General features: G+C 62.5%; 12 protein-coding genes. 7 read left to right on the top strand and 5 right to left on the bottom strand.

All coding sequences use genetic code 11. The features are described from left to right. The first annotated feature begins 9 nt into the window (after positions 1 to 9). Positions 10 to 939 carry a DUF362 domain-containing protein gene (locus K9F62_00205; GenBank protein ID UJX41166.1) on the top strand — a complete coding sequence of 310 codons (930 nt, stop codon included), beginning with the start codon at positions 10 to 12 and terminating at the stop codon, positions 937 to 939. Position 940: 1 nt separating this feature from the next. Then, entirely contained in the window at positions 941 to 2536 is a 1596-nt protein-coding gene (locus tag K9F62_00200) for a 4Fe-4S binding protein (protein UJX41165.1), read from the top strand. A 100-nt stretch (positions 2537 to 2636) separates the two neighbouring features. Here K9F62_00200 and K9F62_00195 read toward each other — a convergent pair whose 3' ends face one another. Both K9F62_00195 and K9F62_00190 read right to left on the bottom strand, forming a co-directional pair. Next, on the bottom strand, positions 2637 to 4163 hold the full coding sequence (locus K9F62_00195; GenBank protein UJX41164.1) for a B12-binding domain-containing radical SAM protein: 1527 nt from the start codon (positions 4161 to 4163) through the stop codon (positions 2637 to 2639). Between the two features lie 128 nt (positions 4164 to 4291). Then, the gene (locus K9F62_00190; GenBank protein UJX41163.1) at positions 4292 to 4732 is read right to left on the bottom strand and encodes a hypothetical protein; all 441 of its coding nucleotides are present in this window, start codon (positions 4730 to 4732) and stop codon (positions 4292 to 4294) included. Between K9F62_00190 and K9F62_00185 the strand changes: the two genes are divergently transcribed. The 5 genes from K9F62_00185 (at position 4731) to K9F62_00165 (ending at position 10835) form a co-directional block, all read left to right on the top strand. Next, positions 4731 to 4988, top strand: coding sequence for a YjhX family toxin (locus K9F62_00185; GenBank protein ID UJX41162.1), 258 nt, complete (start codon positions 4731 to 4733; stop codon positions 4986 to 4988). The genes K9F62_00190 and K9F62_00185 overlap by 2 nt on opposite strands. A gap of 71 nt (positions 4989 to 5059) precedes the next feature. Then, positions 5060 to 5425, top strand: a complete 366-nt coding sequence (locus tag K9F62_00180; protein UJX41161.1) for a translation initiation factor Sui1 — start codon at positions 5060 to 5062, stop codon at positions 5423 to 5425. Positions 5426 to 5647: 222 nt separating this feature from the next. Next, on the top strand, positions 5648 to 6247 hold the full coding sequence (locus K9F62_00175; protein ID UJX41160.1) for a TetR/AcrR family transcriptional regulator: 600 nt from the start codon (positions 5648 to 5650) through the stop codon (positions 6245 to 6247). A gap of 215 nt (positions 6248 to 6462) precedes the next feature. Next, on the top strand, positions 6463 to 7683 hold the full coding sequence (locus tag K9F62_00170; GenBank protein ID UJX41159.1) for an efflux RND transporter periplasmic adaptor subunit: 1221 nt from the start codon (positions 6463 to 6465) through the stop codon (positions 7681 to 7683). After that, positions 7683 to 10835 carry an efflux RND transporter permease subunit gene (locus K9F62_00165; GenBank protein ID UJX41158.1) on the top strand — a complete coding sequence of 1051 codons (3153 nt, stop codon included), beginning with the start codon at positions 7683 to 7685 and terminating at the stop codon, positions 10833 to 10835. The genes K9F62_00170 and K9F62_00165 overlap by 1 nt, the downstream gene beginning before the upstream one ends. 279 nt (positions 10836 to 11114) lie before the next feature. Here K9F62_00165 and K9F62_00160 read toward each other — a convergent pair whose 3' ends face one another. The 3 genes from K9F62_00160 to K9F62_00150 all read right to left on the bottom strand — a co-directional run bounded on the left by K9F62_00160 (position 11115) and on the right by K9F62_00150 (position 15867). Beyond that, the gene (locus K9F62_00160) at positions 11115 to 12296 is read right to left on the bottom strand and encodes an iron-containing alcohol dehydrogenase (protein ID UJX41157.1); all 1182 of its coding nucleotides are present in this window, start codon (positions 12294 to 12296) and stop codon (positions 11115 to 11117) included. 1016 nt (positions 12297 to 13312) lie between these two features. Further along, complete coding sequence (locus tag K9F62_00155) at positions 13313 to 15277, bottom strand: sigma 54-interacting transcriptional regulator (GenBank protein ID UJX41156.1); 1965 nt, start codon at positions 15275 to 15277, stop codon at positions 13313 to 13315. Positions 15278 to 15561: 284 nt separating this feature from the next. Next, positions 15562 to 15867, bottom strand: a complete 306-nt coding sequence (locus K9F62_00150; GenBank protein UJX41155.1) for a hypothetical protein — start codon at positions 15865 to 15867, stop codon at positions 15562 to 15564. Between the last annotated feature and the right edge of the window lie 63 nt (positions 15868 to 15930).

The following is a 15930-nucleotide window of genomic DNA, read 5'->3' as shown; positions in this document are numbered from 1 at the left end:
GGAAAGACCATGGATCGTCGTGACTTTTTAAAGACAGCCATTCGTGGCGGCATCGTCGCCGGTTCCGGTCTTGCGCTCGGCGGCGTGGGCGGCTTGGGAAGGGCGGCCGTCGCCGCCGAAAAGGGCAAGGACTGGGATCTGGTGGCCGTTCGCGGCGGCGAGCCGGAGGCCATGTTCGACGCGGCCATCGAGGCCTATGGCGGCATGGGCGCCTTTGTGCCCAAGGGCAGCAAGGTCGTGGTCAAACCGAATATCGGCTGGGACGTGCCGCCGGAGCGGGGAGCCAATACCCACCCCGCGCTGGTGGGCCGCATCGTGACGCGGTGCCTCGAGGCCGGGGCCAAGGAGGTCGTCGTCTTCGACCACACCTGCGACAACTGGCGACAGTGCTATGCCACGAGCGGCATCGGCAAGGCGGTCGAGGACGCCGGGGGCAAGATGCTCTCGGCCGACAGCGAGGGGTATTACCGGGAAGTGGCGGTCCCGCGCGGCAAGCGGCTGACCAAGGCGCTGGTCCACCAGGCGCTTTTGGATGCGGACGTGTTCATCAATGCGCCGGTGCTCAAGGACCACAGTTCCACCAGGCTCACCGCCGGCATGAAGAACCTGATGGGCGTGGTCTGGGATCGCGGCTACTGGCATCGCAACGACCTGCACCAGTGCATCGCCGACTTCGCCTCGTTGCGCAAACCGGACCTCATCGTCGTGGACGCCTACTCCATCATGAAGCGAAACGGCCCTCGCGGCGTGTCGGAAAGCGACGTCGCCATCATGAAGGCGCAGCTCCTCTCGCGGGACTGCGTGGCCGCCGATGCGGCCGCGGCCAAGCTGTTCGGCCTGGAACCCGGCGAGATCCGGCACATCCAGCTCGCCTCGGACATGCAACTCGGCCGCATGGACCTCAAGGACTTGGCCATCAACCGCATCAAGCTCGGCTAAGATGTCGCTTCGTTGGCTCAAGCCCATACGGGTCGCCGTCGCCCTCGTCTTCCTGGTTCTGACCATGGGGCTTTTCCTGGACTTCAGGGGCGTCGGGGTCCGCCGGCTGGCCGATGGCGTGCTCTACCTGCAATTCGTCCCGTCGCTGCTGCGCTTCCTGGGAAACGCCGCTCTCGGGGCGACGGGTTTCCTGGTCGTCATCGCCCTCACGCTCCTTTTCGGGCGGATCTACTGTTCCACCTTCTGCCCCTTGGGGACGTTGCAGGACGCGATACGCCGCCTGTCCGACGCCAGGCGGCGTATCGCCGGGAAAAAGCGGCAACGCTACGCGTTTTCCAAACCGCACGCGGCGATCCGGTACACGGTCCTGGCCCTCACCGTGCTCCTGCTCCTGGCCGGGAGCGGATTGCTGCTCAACCTGCTCGATCCGTTCAGCAATTTCGGTCGGATTCTCGCCAACCTCGCCGAGCCCGTCGTGCTTGCCGCCAACAACCTGGCGGCGTTTGTCGCCGAACGGTGGGGCATCCATGCCGTGTACCAGGTCCCGTGGCCGGCGATGGCCCCGGTTTCCGTCGGCGTGGCCCTGGCCATGCTGCTGACGGTTGGGTGGCTTGGCGCGCGCCACGGCCGCCTCTACTGCAACACGCTGTGCCCCGTGGGAACCCTGCTCGGGATGGTTTCGAAGCATGCCTTGTTTCGTCTGCGGATAGACCCGGCAACCTGCGGCGCGTGCGGACGGTGCGAGCGCGTGTGCAAGGCGGGCTGCATCGACTTCCGGGAAAAGACGGTCGATTTTTCCCGTTGCGTCGGTTGCTGCAACTGCCTGGCGGTCTGTCCCGACCAGGCCCTGCGATTCGGAAGGGGGCAGGGGAAGTCGCCCGAAGCGGGCACGGAAAGTCCGGGCCGGAGGCGGTTTTTGATCGGCCTGGCCGCCACGGGCCTGGGTCTGGCCGCGCCCCAAACGACGCCGGCCCAGCCGGCGGGATTCGTCCAAAGCCGTCCCACCACCATCCCCGAGGAGCGCACCGGCCCGGTTTCACCCCCCGGATCGCAAAGCGTGGCCCACTTCACCTTCCGGTGCACGGCCTGCCACCTGTGCGTCGCCGCCTGCCCGTCCCGGGTGCTGGTCCCCTCGTTTCTCGATTACGGTCCGTCCGGCCTCATGCAGCCGCGGCTGGATTTCCGGTCCGGCTACTGCAACTTCGACTGCACCGCCTGTTCGGCGATCTGTCCAAGCGGGGCCATCCTGCCGGTGGCGAAAGCGCTCAAGCAACGCACCCAGCTCGGCGTGGCGCGGTTCGTCAAGGAAAATTGCGTGGTGCACACGGACAACACCAATTGCGGCGCCTGTTCCGAGCACTGCCCGACCAAGGCGGTGCACATGGTGCCGTATCTGACCATGGCGGACCGCAAACTGGTCATCCCGGAAGTGAACGAAGCCATCTGCGTCGGTTGCGGCGCCTGTGAGCACGCCTGTCCCACCCGGCCCTACAAGGCCATTTACGTCAGGGCGAATCCGGTCCACAAGCAGGCCGAAAAACCGGTGGAGAAGGCGCTCCCGCCGTCCCCCGCCATGGGCGAGGACTTTCCTTTCTAAGTCGAGGCGGCTTTCAGGCCGCGCACGCCTGGATCATGCCCGGCTCTGGGCTGCCGGTTTCCCCCCCCGCCGACCGCTGTGCCCTCCCGTCACCCGGGCCTCATCCCGTCCGGGATGACTCGTTTGCCGTGGATTCGGCCCAGGCATCCGTGGCCAAAAGGGCCCGCTTGGCCACCAACTGAAAGTGCCGGCCGAGGATGGCCAGTTCCACGGCCACGGGCAGCGCCTTCCGCTTGGTCAGGGCCGTTTTGAAAAGAAGCTTCCAGTAGTCGAACCTGGCCCGGGACAGAATGCCGATGCGCCACAGGCTCTTGATAAAGGCCTGGAAATCGCTCCAGGCAAGTTTGCCCCGGGCGGTCGGATTGTAATTTTTCAGAAAGGTATTGATGCGGTCATAGTAATACTCGGGTGCGTAAAGCGTGGACAGAAGGTTTTTGTAGCCGTTGATCAGGGTTTCGCGGCGCATGGTCGGGATGAAGTTCAGGCTGGCGTCCGTGTTTTCGCCCGTGGCATCGCCGAGAAGCCGGTTTTCGGCCTTGAGTCGGCGCCATAACCGCGTCTTGGGCATGGCGGTAAGGATGCCGACCATGGCCGTGACCACCCCGATCTTCTGGATGAAGCGGATTTGCTGTTCAAAGATGCTTTCCGTGTCGCTGTCGAACCCGACGATGAACCCGCCCATGACCTGCAAGCCGTTTTGATGCAGGATCTTGATGGCTTGGGGGAAATCCATGGCCACGTTCTGTTTTTTGCCGCATTCCTCGAGGCTGTCCGTGGAAGGCGTCTCGATGCCGATAAAGATCTTATGGAAATTGGCCTTGCTCATCATGGCGACCAGTTCGCCATCCCGGGCCAGGTTGATGCTCGCCTCGGTCATGAATTTGAAGGGATAGCCATGCCGCGTCTGCCAGTCGATGAGCCGGGGCAGGAACTGCTTCACCGAGGCGATATTGCCGATGAAATTGTCGTCCACGATAAAGACCGGGCCGCGCCAGCCGGCGTTGTGCAGGCTTTTGATTTCATGCAGCATCTGGTCGGGGGATTTGACCCTGGGACGGCGGCCGTTTAGGACCACGATGTCGCAAAACTCGCAGTCGAACGGGCAACCGCGTGAGTATTGCACGGACATGGTGACATAGTCCCGGAAGTTGATCAGATCCCATTGCGGGATGGGCGTGCAGGCGATGTCCGGCCGCTCGGAAGAGGTGTAAAGAGGCTTGAGCTCGCCCCGGCGCCAGTCCTCGAGAAAAAGCGGCAGTGTGGTCTCGGCTTCGTTGAGGACGAAATGGTCCACCCCCTGGAAACGCTCGGGCTGGGCGGTAAAGGCCGGTCCGCCGGCCACGACGCATTTGCCCATGGCCCGCGCCCGGGCGATGACGTCCTTGGCGCCGGCTTCTTGCACGACCATGGCGCTTATGAAAACCATGTCCGCCCAGGCCAGGTCCTCGTCGCGAAGGGGCGCGACGTTGGCATCGACAAGTCGTTTTTCCCATTGCGTCGGCAGCATGGCGGCAACCGTCAGCAGGCCCAGCGGCGGAAAGGCCGCTTTTCGGGAAATAAACGGCAAGATATGTTTGAAGCTCCAGAAAGTATCCGGATAGAGGGGATAAACCAGAAGAATTCTCATGCTACAAAACCTCCGGTTTCGGCGTATTCCATAGGGAATAAAATGTTTCGTTCCTGCATAGCGCAAAGGGCGGGAAAGTTCTTTAAAAAAATGTGTCGCATTCTCCCCGATCGGAATATGTCCTGTCTCTAAAACGTGTTGGTTTTCATTGAAAAAGAATACCTTGCCCGTTGGAAGGAGCCGAAGCCCTTCGTGAAGCGGGTGATCGGATCGCCCAGGCGGGCATCGCCGCACGAGGCCCGCGTCCCGCGCGGCGTTTCTCTTTTCCCCGATCCCCCTGCGGGGCCGCTCCGGACGGCCGAAGAGCCCTGGCCGCGGCTGCCTGCGGGCCTGATCGACGGTTGTGCATAAATTACTTGACCGGCTATGGCGTGTTTGCTAGCCGATGCCATCCGCGTTTTGTAAGCCTGATCGGCTTGATGAGGGTGCATGTTGGAGATTGCGGTAATCCGATAACCAAACCCCGTTTGATCCGGGCCTTTGGTTGTCAGCTTGTGCGAAAGGACGGCGGCATCGTTGATGCGCGCCGGTTTTGTACATTGGATTACCGCAGTGAGCATCTCCGACATGAACATTTCCAAGCTCGAGCAGAGGACCCTTCACGTTTTGGCCAAAGGCGGCTACATCGTGCATTATCGCGATGCGTTCGGCCGCATTGAAGCTGTCGAATGCCATACCCGCGATGGGCTTGTGCTTTCAGACTGCACGTTGGCTATTTTCATAAAGCTCAGGAGCAAGCGGCTTATTGCCTCGAAAGCGGGCATGCCGTACCGCATCAGCCTGACGGGCCTCAAGGCCGTACGGTCGCAGCCGGATAACCGTTAACGCATCGGCGCGGACCCGGACGGCCCATTTGCGCGCCTCGTTCGGGTCCGCACCGCCTTGGAAGGCTCCCCATGGCCATGCAAAAAAGGCAAAATTCCAGTCTCGTTTATTCCACCGACGCGGGCAAGATGTGTCCCGGCTGCGGCAGGCCCGTGGCGGCCTGCGCCTGCGCCGGGAAGCAACGCGCGCCCCAAGGCGACGGCATCGTGCGCATATCCCGGCAGACCAAGGGCCGCAAAGGCAAGGGCGTGTCCTGCGTGACCGGCGTCCCCCTGCCGCCGGAGGCGCTCGAAGCCCTGGCCAAAAAGCTCAAGCAGCGTTGCGGGGCAGGCGGGACCGTCAAGGACGGCGTCATCGAAATCCAGGGCGATCACCGTGACGCCCTGGCCCTGGCCCTCAAGGAACTCGGCTATACCGTAAAGCTTGCCGGCGGCTAGCGGCCTGTCGCGTTTTCGCGGCGCGGGAGCGGGGCGCTTGTCCCGGACCTTGCACTGCGCGGCGGTGGGGGCGTTTGGCGTTGTTGGCCGACGGCCAAGGCGCGTTGCGGCCACGCCGGCGTCCGCAGCAAATGCGGCGGGCGTCGAATCGACCTTGACAAACCACCCGGAAGGGTTCTTAAACGATCGTTCAGTAATCACTTGTTTACATGACGAGGTGTCATGCCTGCTCCGAATATGCGTGAAAAGATCCTTGTCGTTGCGTCCCAGCTTTTTGCTTGCGAGGGATACAGCGCGGTGTCCATGCGCCGCATCGCCACGACGGTCGGCATGACGCAGGCTAATTTGTATTATTATTTCAAGGATAAAGAAGAGCTTATTCGGTCCGTCCTGGCCTTTGTGTTCATCGGCAGGAGCCATTCCCTGGCGGAGGCCCTGGCCAGCGGCGCCAATGCGGAAGAGCGCCTGGAACATGCCATCGCATGGTTTGTGGCGCTTCTTTTCGAGGATGATGTTCTGTCGAAGCTTTTCTTCAGGGAATTGCTGACAGACGACAAGGATCGGTTGAAGTTTTTAACGCAAAATATATTTCAAGAATCATTTGATACAATCATAGAAATTATAGATGATTATATTGATACGCCAGACCCGAGACTGGCAGCGATTTATTTGACCAGTACGGTTATCGGATATTGTCAGTATTCCGTCATTGCCATACATTTAAATGGAGTAACCTCGGAATATTTCGAGCAAGGGACTGTTACAAAACATATTATGGATCAGGTTCGCCGGTTTTCCAAAGCAGCTTCCTTGCTGCAATAGTATTTTAAAACGTATCATTTTCATGATACAAGAATTTTTTTTATAAAAATGTTGTTAATATTGTAATTATACACATGCGTTCGCCGGAAAGATTCTCCCCAGCCAGTGCCAAACGGGCATCCCGGATGCTTGGCAGCATCGCCGGGCAAGGTTGGAGATGCATAACGTGCGTTTTCGTTACGACTCATCTGAAGTAGCACAGTCGGAGGTCCCTGATGCAGCGCCTTGGAAGTTTCTCTTCGTACAAACTGACGCTCGTGGCCTGTGTTTCTCTTTTTCTGCTTGTCGGCTGCAGTAACGACAAGTCGGCCATGCCGCAGCAGCGCCCCATGCCCGCCGTGTCCACCGTGACGCTGGCACCGCACGAGGTTTCGCTTGCCACGGAACTGTCGGGGCGCACCTCCGCCTTCCGGGTGGCCGAGATCCGGCCGCGCGTGAACGGGCTCATTGAAAAACGCCTGTTCACGGAGGGCAGCAACGTCAAGGAAGGACAGGTCCTCTACCAGATCGATCCCGCCCCTTTCCAGGCCGAGCTCGACAACGCCCAGGCCGCCCTGGCCGAGGCCAAGGCCAAGCTGCCGACGACGAAGCTGCGGGCCGAGCGCTACAAGTCCCTGGTGGCCAACAGTGCGCTTAGCCAGCAGGACTACGACGACGCGGCCTCCAACCTCGACCAGGTGCGGGCCAGCATCACCTCCCTGGAGGCCCGGGTGCAAACGGCCCGCATCAATCTGGGCTACACCAAGGTGACCGCGCCTATCTCCGGCCGCATCGGCAAGTCGAGCGTGACCGACGGGGCCATCGTGACCGCCTACCAGTCCACAGCCCTGGCCACCATCCAGCAGTTGGACCCCATTTACGTGGACGTGCCCCAATCCACGGCCGAGATGCTGCGCATGAAGGCCCGGTTCAAGGAAGGCCTCATCGATCCGAAGGCCAAGGGCCACGAAAAGGTGCGGCTCATCCAGGAGAACGGGATGCCGTATTCCTTGGACGGCACGCTGCAATTCAGCGACGTGACGGTCGATCCCACCACCGGCTCGGTCATCCTGCGCCTGATCTTCCCCAACCCCAAGGGCGAGATCCTGCCGGGCATGTTCGTGCGGGCGGTGATCACCGAAGGCGTCAATCCCGAGGGCCTCCTCGTGCCCCAGCAGGGGGTGTCCCGCAACGCCAAGGGCCAGCCCTATGCCCTGATCGTCGACAAGGAAAGCAAGGTCGAGTTGCGGATGCTGACCCTGGATCGGGCCATCGGCAGCGATTGGCTCGTGGACAAGGGCCTGGCCCCGGGCGACAGGGTGATCGTCGAGGGTTTGCAGATGCTGCGCCCGGGAACCGTGGTCAAGGCCACGGAGCTTGACCAGAAGCCCAAGGGGGACGCCCCGGCAGCCAAGGCCGAGGCCAAACCTGCGAAAAAGGATGCGGGGGGCAAGTAATGCTCTCGAAATTTTTTCTGGACCGACCCGTCTTTGCCTGGGTCATCGCCATCATTTTGCTCTCTCTGGGCGGGCTTTCCATCTACAGCATGCCCATCGCCCAGTATCCGCCCATCGCGCCGCCGTCGATTTCGATCACGGCCTATTATCCCGGCGCGTCGGCCGAGACGGTGGAAAATACCGTCACCCAGATCATCGAGCAGAAGATGACCGGCCTCGACGGCATGTTGTACCTGACCGGCTCCAGCTCGTCCTCGGGCGAGGCCCGGCTGGAGATGACCTTCACCCCGGGCACCGACCCGGACATCGCCTGGTCCAAGGTGCAAAACAAGCTGCAGCTCGCCATGGCCAGCCTGCCCGAGACGGTGCAGCAGTCGGGCGTCAAGGTCAGCAAGTCCACCCGCAACTACCTCATCGTCGTCGGGCTCATCTCCGAGGACGGCAGCATGAGCGGCGAGGACCTGCGCGACTACGCCCAGTCCACCCTGGAAAAGGTGCTGTCCCGGGTGCCCGGGGTCGGCGAGGTGGAAAACTTCGGCACCCAGTACGCCATGCGCGTCTGGCTCGACCCGGACAAGCTCCACAGCTTCAACCTGACCATGGGGGACGTCATCTCGGCGCTCAACGCCTACAACGTCGAGGTCTCCGCCGGCCAGTTCGGCGGCGCGCCGGCCGTGCCGGGCCAGCACCTCAATTCCCCCATCATCGTGCAGCACCTGCTCCAGACGCCCCAGCAGTTCGCCGACATCCCGCTGCGGATCAACCAGGACGGCTCCATGGTGCGCATCAAGGACGTGGGCCGCACGGAACTGGGCTCCGAGCGCTCCGACGTGGTGGGCTATCACAACGGCAGGCCCTCGGCCGCCATGGCCATCCGGCAGGCGTCCGGGGCCAACGCCTTGTCCACGGCCCAGGCCATCAAGGACAAGATGGTGGAAATGAGCCACTATTTCCCCCATGGCATGAAGGTTGTCTATCCCTACGACACCACGCCCTTCACCAAGGTGGCCATCCACGAGGTGGTCAAGACGCTCTTCGAGGCCGTGGTGCTCGTATTCCTGATCATGTTCCTTTTCATGGGCAATATCCGGGCCACGCTCATCCCGACCATCGCCGTGCCGGTGGTGCTCATGGGCACCCTCGCCGTGCTCAACTTCTTCGGCTACTCCATCAACATGCTGACCATGTTCGCCATGGTGCTGGCCATCGGCCTGCTCGTGGACGACGCCATCGTGGTCGTGGAAAACGTGGAGCGCATCATGTCCGAGGAGGGGATTTCCCCTCGGCAGGCCACGGCCAAGTCCATGGACGAGATCACCAGCGCGCTTATCGGCATCGGCCTGGTGCTCTCGGCGGTCTTCGGCCCCATGGCCTTTTTCCAGGGCTCCACGGGCGTGCTCTACCGCCAGTTCTCCATCACCATCATCGCCTCCATGCTGCTGTCGGTGCTGGTGGCCTTGATCCTGACGCCGGTCCTTTGCGCGACGTTTTTAAAACCCGTGGCCAAGGGACATGAATCGTCGGAGAACGTGGTCTTTTTCCTGCGACCCTTTTTCCGCTGGTTCGACGCCGTCTTCTTCAAGGTCCGGGCCGCCTATGTCGGCCTGGTGGGCCATTCCTTTTCCAAGGCCACGCGCTACCTCATCCTCTATTGCGGCATCGTGGTCCTGGTCGGCTATCTGTTCCACCGCATGCCCACCTCGTACATCCCTGACGAGGACCAGGGCATCCTGACCGTCCAGGCCACGCTGCCCCCGGGCACCAGCACCCTGGAGCAGACCCAGGCCGTCATGCAAAAGGTCAGGAGCTACTTTCTGGAAAAGGAAAAGGACGCCGTGGAATCCTTCATGGACATCTCGGGCGTCAGTTTCGGCGGCCAGGGCCAGAACATGGCCCTCGGGTTCGTCAAGCTCAAGGACTGGGACAAGCGCCCGGGAGACAACCTCAAGGTCAAGGCCATCGCCGCCCGGGCCATGCGGGAGTTCTCCCAGATCAAGGGGGCCCAGGTCTTTGCTTTTCCGCCGCCGCCGGTGGTTGAGCTCGGCATGGCCACCGGCTTCGACTTCGAATTGCAGGATCGCGGCGGGCTCGGCCACGACAAGCTCATGGCCGCCCGCAACCAGCTGCTCGGCATGGCCCGGCACGATCCGCGGCTGGTCCGCGTGCGCCCCAACGGCATGGAGGACGTGCCGGAATACTACCTGGACGTGGATTGGGACAAGGCCGGGGCGCTCGGCGTCCCCATCGACTCCATCCACACGACCATCGCCGCGGCCTTCGGCAGCTCCTACGTCAACAACTTCATCCAGGGCGGCCGGGTCAAGCAGGTCTACGTCCAGGCCGACGCGCCGTTTCGCATGTTGCCGAGGGACCTCAACAAGCTCTACGTGCGCAACACCGCCGGCAAGATGGTCCCGGTCTCGGCCTTCGCCAAGGGCCGCTGGGCCATCGGTTCGCCCAAGCTCGAACGCTACAACGCCTTCCCGTCCATCAACCTCTGGGGCGAACCGGCCCCCGGGCACAGCACCGGCGAGGCCATGGCCCTCATGGAGTCCTTTGCCTCCAAGCTGCCCCAGGGCATCGGCTTCGACTGGACCGGGCTGTCCTATCAGGAACGCATGGCCACGGCCCAGGGGCCCATTCTCTACGCCTTTTCCATCTTCGTGATCTTCCTGTGCGTGGCCGCCCTCTACGAGAGCTGGACCATCCCCATCGTCAACATGCTCATGCTGCCGCTCGGCGTGCTCGGCGCCATCGTGGCCACGTCGATGCGGGGCCTGCCCAACGACGTGTATTTCCAGATCGGCTTTCTGACCACCCTCGGCCTTTCCACCAAGAACGCCATCCTCATCATCCAGTTCATCAAGGAGCGCATGGGGCATGGCGAAGGGCTCGTCCGGGCGACCCTCGGCGCGGTCAAGGTGCGGTTTCGCCCGGTGATGATGACCTCCCTGGCCTTCTTCTTCGGCGTCCTGCCCCTGGCGCTGGCCAACGGGGCCGGAGCCGGGGCCATGAACGCCATCGGCACCGCCGTTTGCGGCGGCATGCTTTCCGCCACCTTCATCGACCTCATCTTCATTCCGCTGTTCTTCGTGGTCGTCTCCAACCTCTTCGCGGGCAGGAAGGCCACGTCGACAAACGGCGAGGCGTGATCGCGCCACGAGGCTGCGCAACAAAAGGCCGGGAGGACATAGTCCTCCCGGCCTTTTTTCTTGGCAGGGGATGAAACGGAGGCAGGGGGAGGGGAGGCATGCTCCGGACAAAGGGCCCGCCCGGGCTTTGGCAAGAATCTTCCGTAGGTTGGCACCATGGCGGTTCGGCTGCCTGCCGCTTTGACGGACCCTTTGTCGAAAGCATGGCCGGAAAACCGGCCATTTGGGGAGTCGGCGGATTCCGGGGTTGGCCGCCGGAATCCGCCGGGAAGGAGGCTTTTACAGCGCGCCGGTGTAAATGGCGGCCACGTCCTTATCCGTGGCGCAACGCGGATTGGTGAACTTGCAGATGTCCTTCTGGGCATTGGCGGTCATGGTCGGAATGTCGCTGGCCTTGACGTCCTTGCCGTAGCGCTTGCCAAGCTCGACCAGGGTGGCCGGAATGCCGACGTCGGTCGACAGCTGGCGGATGGCCTTGAGCGCCAGTTCGGCGGCGTCGCGCGGCGACATGCCGTCCGTGTTCTCGCCCATGATGCGCGCCATTTCGGCGAACTTCTCGACCTTGGCGATCAGGTTGAACTGCTCGACATGGGGCAACAGCAGCGCGTTGCATTCGCCGTGGGGCAGGTTGTAGAAGCCGCCCAGCTGGTGGGCCATGGCGTGGACGTAGCCGAGGCTCGCGTTGTTAAACGCCATGCCGCCGAGGTACTGGGCGAAGCACATGCCTTCGCGGGCTTCCAGATCCTGGCCGTTGGCCACGGCCTTGCGCAGGTACTTGAAGACCAGCTTGATCGACTCCACGGCGCAGGCGTCGGTCATGGGGTTGGCGATGGTGGAGACGTAGGCTTCCACCGAGTGGGTCAGGGCGTCCATGCCCGTGGCGGCGGTCAGCGCCGGGGGCATGCCAACCATGAGCACCGGGTCGTCGATGGCGATGCCTGCGGTGATGCGCCAGTCGGCGATGGCCATCTTCACATGGCGGGAGGTGTCGGTGATGACCGCGAACCGGGTCATTTCCGAACCCGTGCCGGCGGTGGTGTTGACGGCCAGGTAGGGCATCAGCGGCTTGGTGGCCTTGTCGATGCCTTCGTAGTCGTGGATCTGGCCGCCGTTGGAAATGATCAGCCCAATGCCCTTGCCGCAGTCGTGGGACGAGCCGCCGCCCAGGGTGATGAGGCTGTCGCAGCCGTTTTTCTTGTAGATGGCGACGCCGTCGGCGACGTTTTTATCCGTGGGGTTGGGCACGGTCTCGTCATAGATGACGTAGGGCATGGAAGCGGCGTCGAGAAGGTCGGTCACCTGCTTGCAGATGCCGGCGGCCACAACGCCCTTGTCCGTGACCAGAAGCGGCTTGCTGCCGCCGAGAGCCTTGATCTTATCGGGAATCTGTTTGGCTGCGCCAATGCCGATCAACGTCACGCTGGGGATGAAGAAACCGTAGACTTGTTCCTGAACTGCCATGACGTCCTCCGAAGTTGGTGGTTTTGTTTGTCGTTGCTGCAGGGCCGCTTTCACGTCCGGTCGTGGTGACCCCTTTTTCCGGAGGCGAAGCGTTGTGTATACGGCTGTCACGTTCCGGCGGCACCGTCGCTTTCCGGTCGCGATGCATAGCGTTTACCCCCCCGCTTAAGCCGCAACGGAGAGTGCATCGCTCCGAAAAGCCGCGTTTTGCGTGTGCGCGACATCCTTCCCTTCAGTCACGATTCATGAGCAAAAGGCGGACCATCCTTGCTTGCGGCCTGGACTGTCTATTTGTATGTGTAAATTCAAATAGATGCGTTTTTGAGGATGGCGCGGCGAAAGAAGGCTATGTCCGGAAACTGGACATGTCAGCTTGACATGTTTTCAGGCTGAACACCGGAGTGGACAACCGGGGAGGGGTGCCGGAGGAGGGGCCGGGGGCGAAAGACGGAAGCAGCGGACGGTGGTCCGGGCGGGCCGGAGACGGATGCCTGCCTGACTAGCTAGCTGACTGACTGACTGACTGGCTGGCTGGCTACGGGCCGGGGGGGGGCGGTGCGGCCGCGTGCGGCGCATATTTGAAGAATACGCCTTCGCGCCCGTCCCGCCCCCCGCCGGCCCTGGTTGTCTGTCTCATACTCGGGGAATCCCGTTCAAATCCACCGGCCCTGGTCGTAAGTCTCATGCTCGGGGGCCATTTCTTTCGCATCCGCCGACCCTGGTCGTAGGCCTCATGCCCGGGGAACAACCGTTGCGGTACAGGCCCGCCGGGCGGGAAGCTCCAACTGCATCTTGTCCGGGGAGCAATCCCGTCACTGGCTCAAGATGCAATCGACCGCCGCACTCCCAGGGGACAAGAACTGGCTTCTTGTCTTCCCGTATGAAGAAGTCTTCCTCACCATATCGGGTGAAGCTCCACCCCTTAACCCCATTGAAAGTTTTTGAAGGGGGTCCAGGGGGAAACTTTTTTCAAAAAGTTTCCCCCTGGCCGCCGGAGGCGCCTCCTCTCCCCCTCCCTACGACACCCGAAAGGTGTCCGCCGCGATGCCGTACTGCTTGAGCTTGGTATAAAGCGTGGTGCGGGAGATGTTGAGGATGGAGGAGGTGCGGCGGAAGTTGCCGCCGGTTTCGCGCAACGTTTCGAGGATCAGGGCTCTTTGGACGCGCTTGAGGGACATGGAGGCTTCGCCGGACTTGCCGCGCGGCCCGCGGGCCATGTCGGCCCAGATGTTCTGGGGCAGGTCGGCGATGTCGATGCAGTCGCTTGGGGCGATGTTGACCAGCCGCTCGATGCAGTTCTCGAGTTCCCGGACATTGCCCGGCCAGGGGTAGGCTTCCAGGGCGTCCAGGGCTTCCCGGGAAATGCGGACCTGTTTTTTGCGCAGGGTGGCGGCGAACTTTTCCAGAAAGCCCCGGGCCAGAAGCGCCACGTCGCCCGGGCGCTGGCGCAGGGGGGGAATGCTGATGGTGAGCACGTTGAGGCGGTAATAGAGGTCGCCGCGAAAGGCCTTGTCGCGCACGGCCGTGGGCAGGTCCTTGTTGGTGGCGGCGATGATGCGCACGTCGATGCGCTTGGCCTGCTGGCCGCCAAGGCGCGTGACCTCGCTTTCCTGGAGCAGGCGCAAGAGGCTCACCTGGGCTTCGAGCGGCATTTCCCCGATCTCGTCGAGAAAGAGCGTACCGCCGTCGGCCAGCTCGAACTTGCCGGGGCTGCCTTCCTTGAGCGCCCCGGAGAACGCCCCGGCCACGTAGCCGAACAGCTCGCTTTGCACCAGGTTTCGCGGCAACGCGCCGCAGTTGACCACCACGAAGGGGCCCTTGCGCCGGCTGCTGGCGTTGTGGATGGCCTGGGCGAAAAGTTCCTTGCCGGTGCCGGATTCGCCGAGCAGAAGCGTCGTGGCCTCGCTGCCCGAGGCCACGCGGGCCAGGCGCAGGGCCTCGTGCAGGGGCGCGGCGTTGCCCACGATATTTTCGAAGGTATAGACCGCCTTGGCCCCGGCCACCCGGGCGGCGTATTTGCGCATGCGCCGGGCTTCGCGCAGGGTCAGAATCACGCCGAGATCGCCGAACGGCGCGCAGGAAAGGGCGCACGACAGCCTGCCGGCTTTGAGTTGAAATGTGATCTCCCGGTCGTAGAAGGGCGTGCGGCAGGTCAGGATGGAATCCAGGACCGCGCTGTCGGCCAGGAAGTTTCGAATGTTGCCGCCGACCGCCTGGCTGTCGTCCAGGCCGAGCATGTCGCAGGCCTGCCGGTTGATGCTGGCGATGGCCCCGTCGCCGCCGAGCACGACGACGCCGTCGTCGAGCAGTTCCAGGATGACCTTCTGGTTGCGCACCAGGCTGCGCAGCCGCAGGTGTTCCTCGATGGCGTGGGCGGCCGCTTCCACCAGCCCCAGGGTGTGCTGGTGGAAGTTCTCGGTGTTGATGGCCAGATTGAGCGCCCCGATAAGTTCTCCGCCGACGCCCCGGATGGGCGCGGCGGCGCAGCTCAGGTAATGCAGCGAGGCGTTGTAGTGCTCCGAGGCGATGACGTGGACGGGCCGTTTTTCGATGATGCAAAGGCCCATGCCGTTGGTGCCTATGGTTTTCTCGTCGCAGCGCCGCCCCGGCACGCCGTAGGGCACGTTCTCCAGGTCCTGGCTCGTGGCCGAGGCGTGCAGCACCAGCCCGTCGGTGTCGACCAGGGTCACCACGCTTTTGGACATGTGGATGGACAGCACGAGCTTGTCCATGAGGTGCTTGGCGCTTTCCACCAGGTCGCGGTTTCGGGACGTGGCCAGGGCGAGCGCCGTGGCGTCGATGGGGCAAAGCGGCATGTCGTCGGCCGGAAGCTTTTCCTGGCGGCAGCGTTGCCACGAGGCATGGATCATGGGCCGCACCATTTCCGGATCGACCGGGGCGTCGGCCTGGAAGCGCCGCCACTGCAAGGTGATGTTGTCCATGTGGTCCTGGGACAGGGGGGGATAGATGGTGCGTTCCATAGGCAGCTTCCTGGCGCTTCGGTCCGGCCTGGCCGGCGGTCCTCGGGGTATCTCCAAAGCGGGAGCCGTCTGACTCCGGGGACGCCCCGAGGATCAGCCTACCAAAAAAGCGGGGGGAAGGTAAGGTGGACCGGCTTGCCGGCCCGGCCCGTGCCGTCCGCTCCTTTCGATCCGGAGGCTTTCCGGGCTTTGCCCGCACCGTGACGAGACGGTTCGGGCGGCTTTTCGAAGGGCCGTGCCTGTTGTCCTCTCAGGCCTGTCGCTCCTTTTCCCCTATATCGTTTTTACGGTTGGCAACCGGCCCCGGCGGCTTCGCCGTTCGGGTCTTTTCCGCCTCTTACCGGTGAATCCGGCCTTTGGAACGGCGATTTTTTCCGGAACGTGTTGTGGACTGGTTCCAAATATTCTATAGGTGAAAAATAGGTGTCGTGTCCGGTGCGAGGCATCGGACGCGATGCGGGACAGGGAGAATGCAGGGCCGGCTGACGGATGTCGTCAAACGAGGGGAGGGTGGGGATGAAGTTATCCAGAAAAGTCGTAAAGCCATTCTTGGTGCGATTCATTCCGCTATCCACTGTGTTGATCGCCATTTTATATTTCGTGATATATATAGATATATCGAACAGGGAAAAGCTATTCAAGGAAATTGAACA

This window comes from Desulfovibrio sp. JY, assembly GCA_021730285.1.
Taxonomy (GTDB): Bacteria; Desulfobacterota; Desulfovibrionia; order Desulfovibrionales; family Desulfovibrionaceae; genus Solidesulfovibrio.
Note: the sequence above shows the minus strand (reverse complement) of the source record. Positions and strands in the feature narration are given on the sequence as shown.

Excerpts from the sequence above, each read along its gene's own strand:
- K9F62_00205 (UJX41166.1), top strand. The coding sequence starts at position 10 with ATGGATCGTCGTGACTTTTTAAAGACAGCCATTCGTGGCGGCATCGTC.
- K9F62_00200 (UJX41165.1), top strand. The coding sequence starts at position 941 with ATGTCGCTTCGTTGGCTCAAGCCCATACGGGTCGCCGTCGCCCTCGTC.
- K9F62_00195 (UJX41164.1), bottom strand. The coding sequence starts at position 4,163 with ATGAGAATTCTTCTGGTTTATCCCCTCTATCCGGATACTTTCTGGAGC.
- K9F62_00185 (UJX41162.1), top strand. The coding sequence starts at position 4,731 with ATGAACATTTCCAAGCTCGAGCAGAGGACCCTTCACGTTTTGGCCAAA.
- K9F62_00190 (UJX41163.1), bottom strand. The coding sequence starts at position 4,732 with ATGTCGGAGATGCTCACTGCGGTAATCCAATGTACAAAACCGGCGCGC.
- K9F62_00180 (UJX41161.1), top strand. The coding sequence starts at position 5,060 with ATGGCCATGCAAAAAAGGCAAAATTCCAGTCTCGTTTATTCCACCGAC.
- K9F62_00175 (UJX41160.1), top strand. The coding sequence starts at position 5,648 with ATGCCTGCTCCGAATATGCGTGAAAAGATCCTTGTCGTTGCGTCCCAG.
- K9F62_00170 (UJX41159.1), top strand. The coding sequence starts at position 6,463 with ATGCAGCGCCTTGGAAGTTTCTCTTCGTACAAACTGACGCTCGTGGCC.
- K9F62_00165 (UJX41158.1), top strand. The coding sequence starts at position 7,683 with ATGCTCTCGAAATTTTTTCTGGACCGACCCGTCTTTGCCTGGGTCATC.
- K9F62_00160 (UJX41157.1), bottom strand. The coding sequence starts at position 12,296 with ATGGCAGTTCAGGAACAAGTCTACGGTTTCTTCATCCCCAGCGTGACG.
- K9F62_00155 (UJX41156.1), bottom strand. The coding sequence starts at position 15,277 with ATGGAACGCACCATCTATCCCCCCCTGTCCCAGGACCACATGGACAAC.
- K9F62_00150 (UJX41155.1), bottom strand. The coding sequence starts at position 15,867 with ATGGCGATCAACACAGTGGATAGCGGAATGAATCGCACCAAGAATGGC.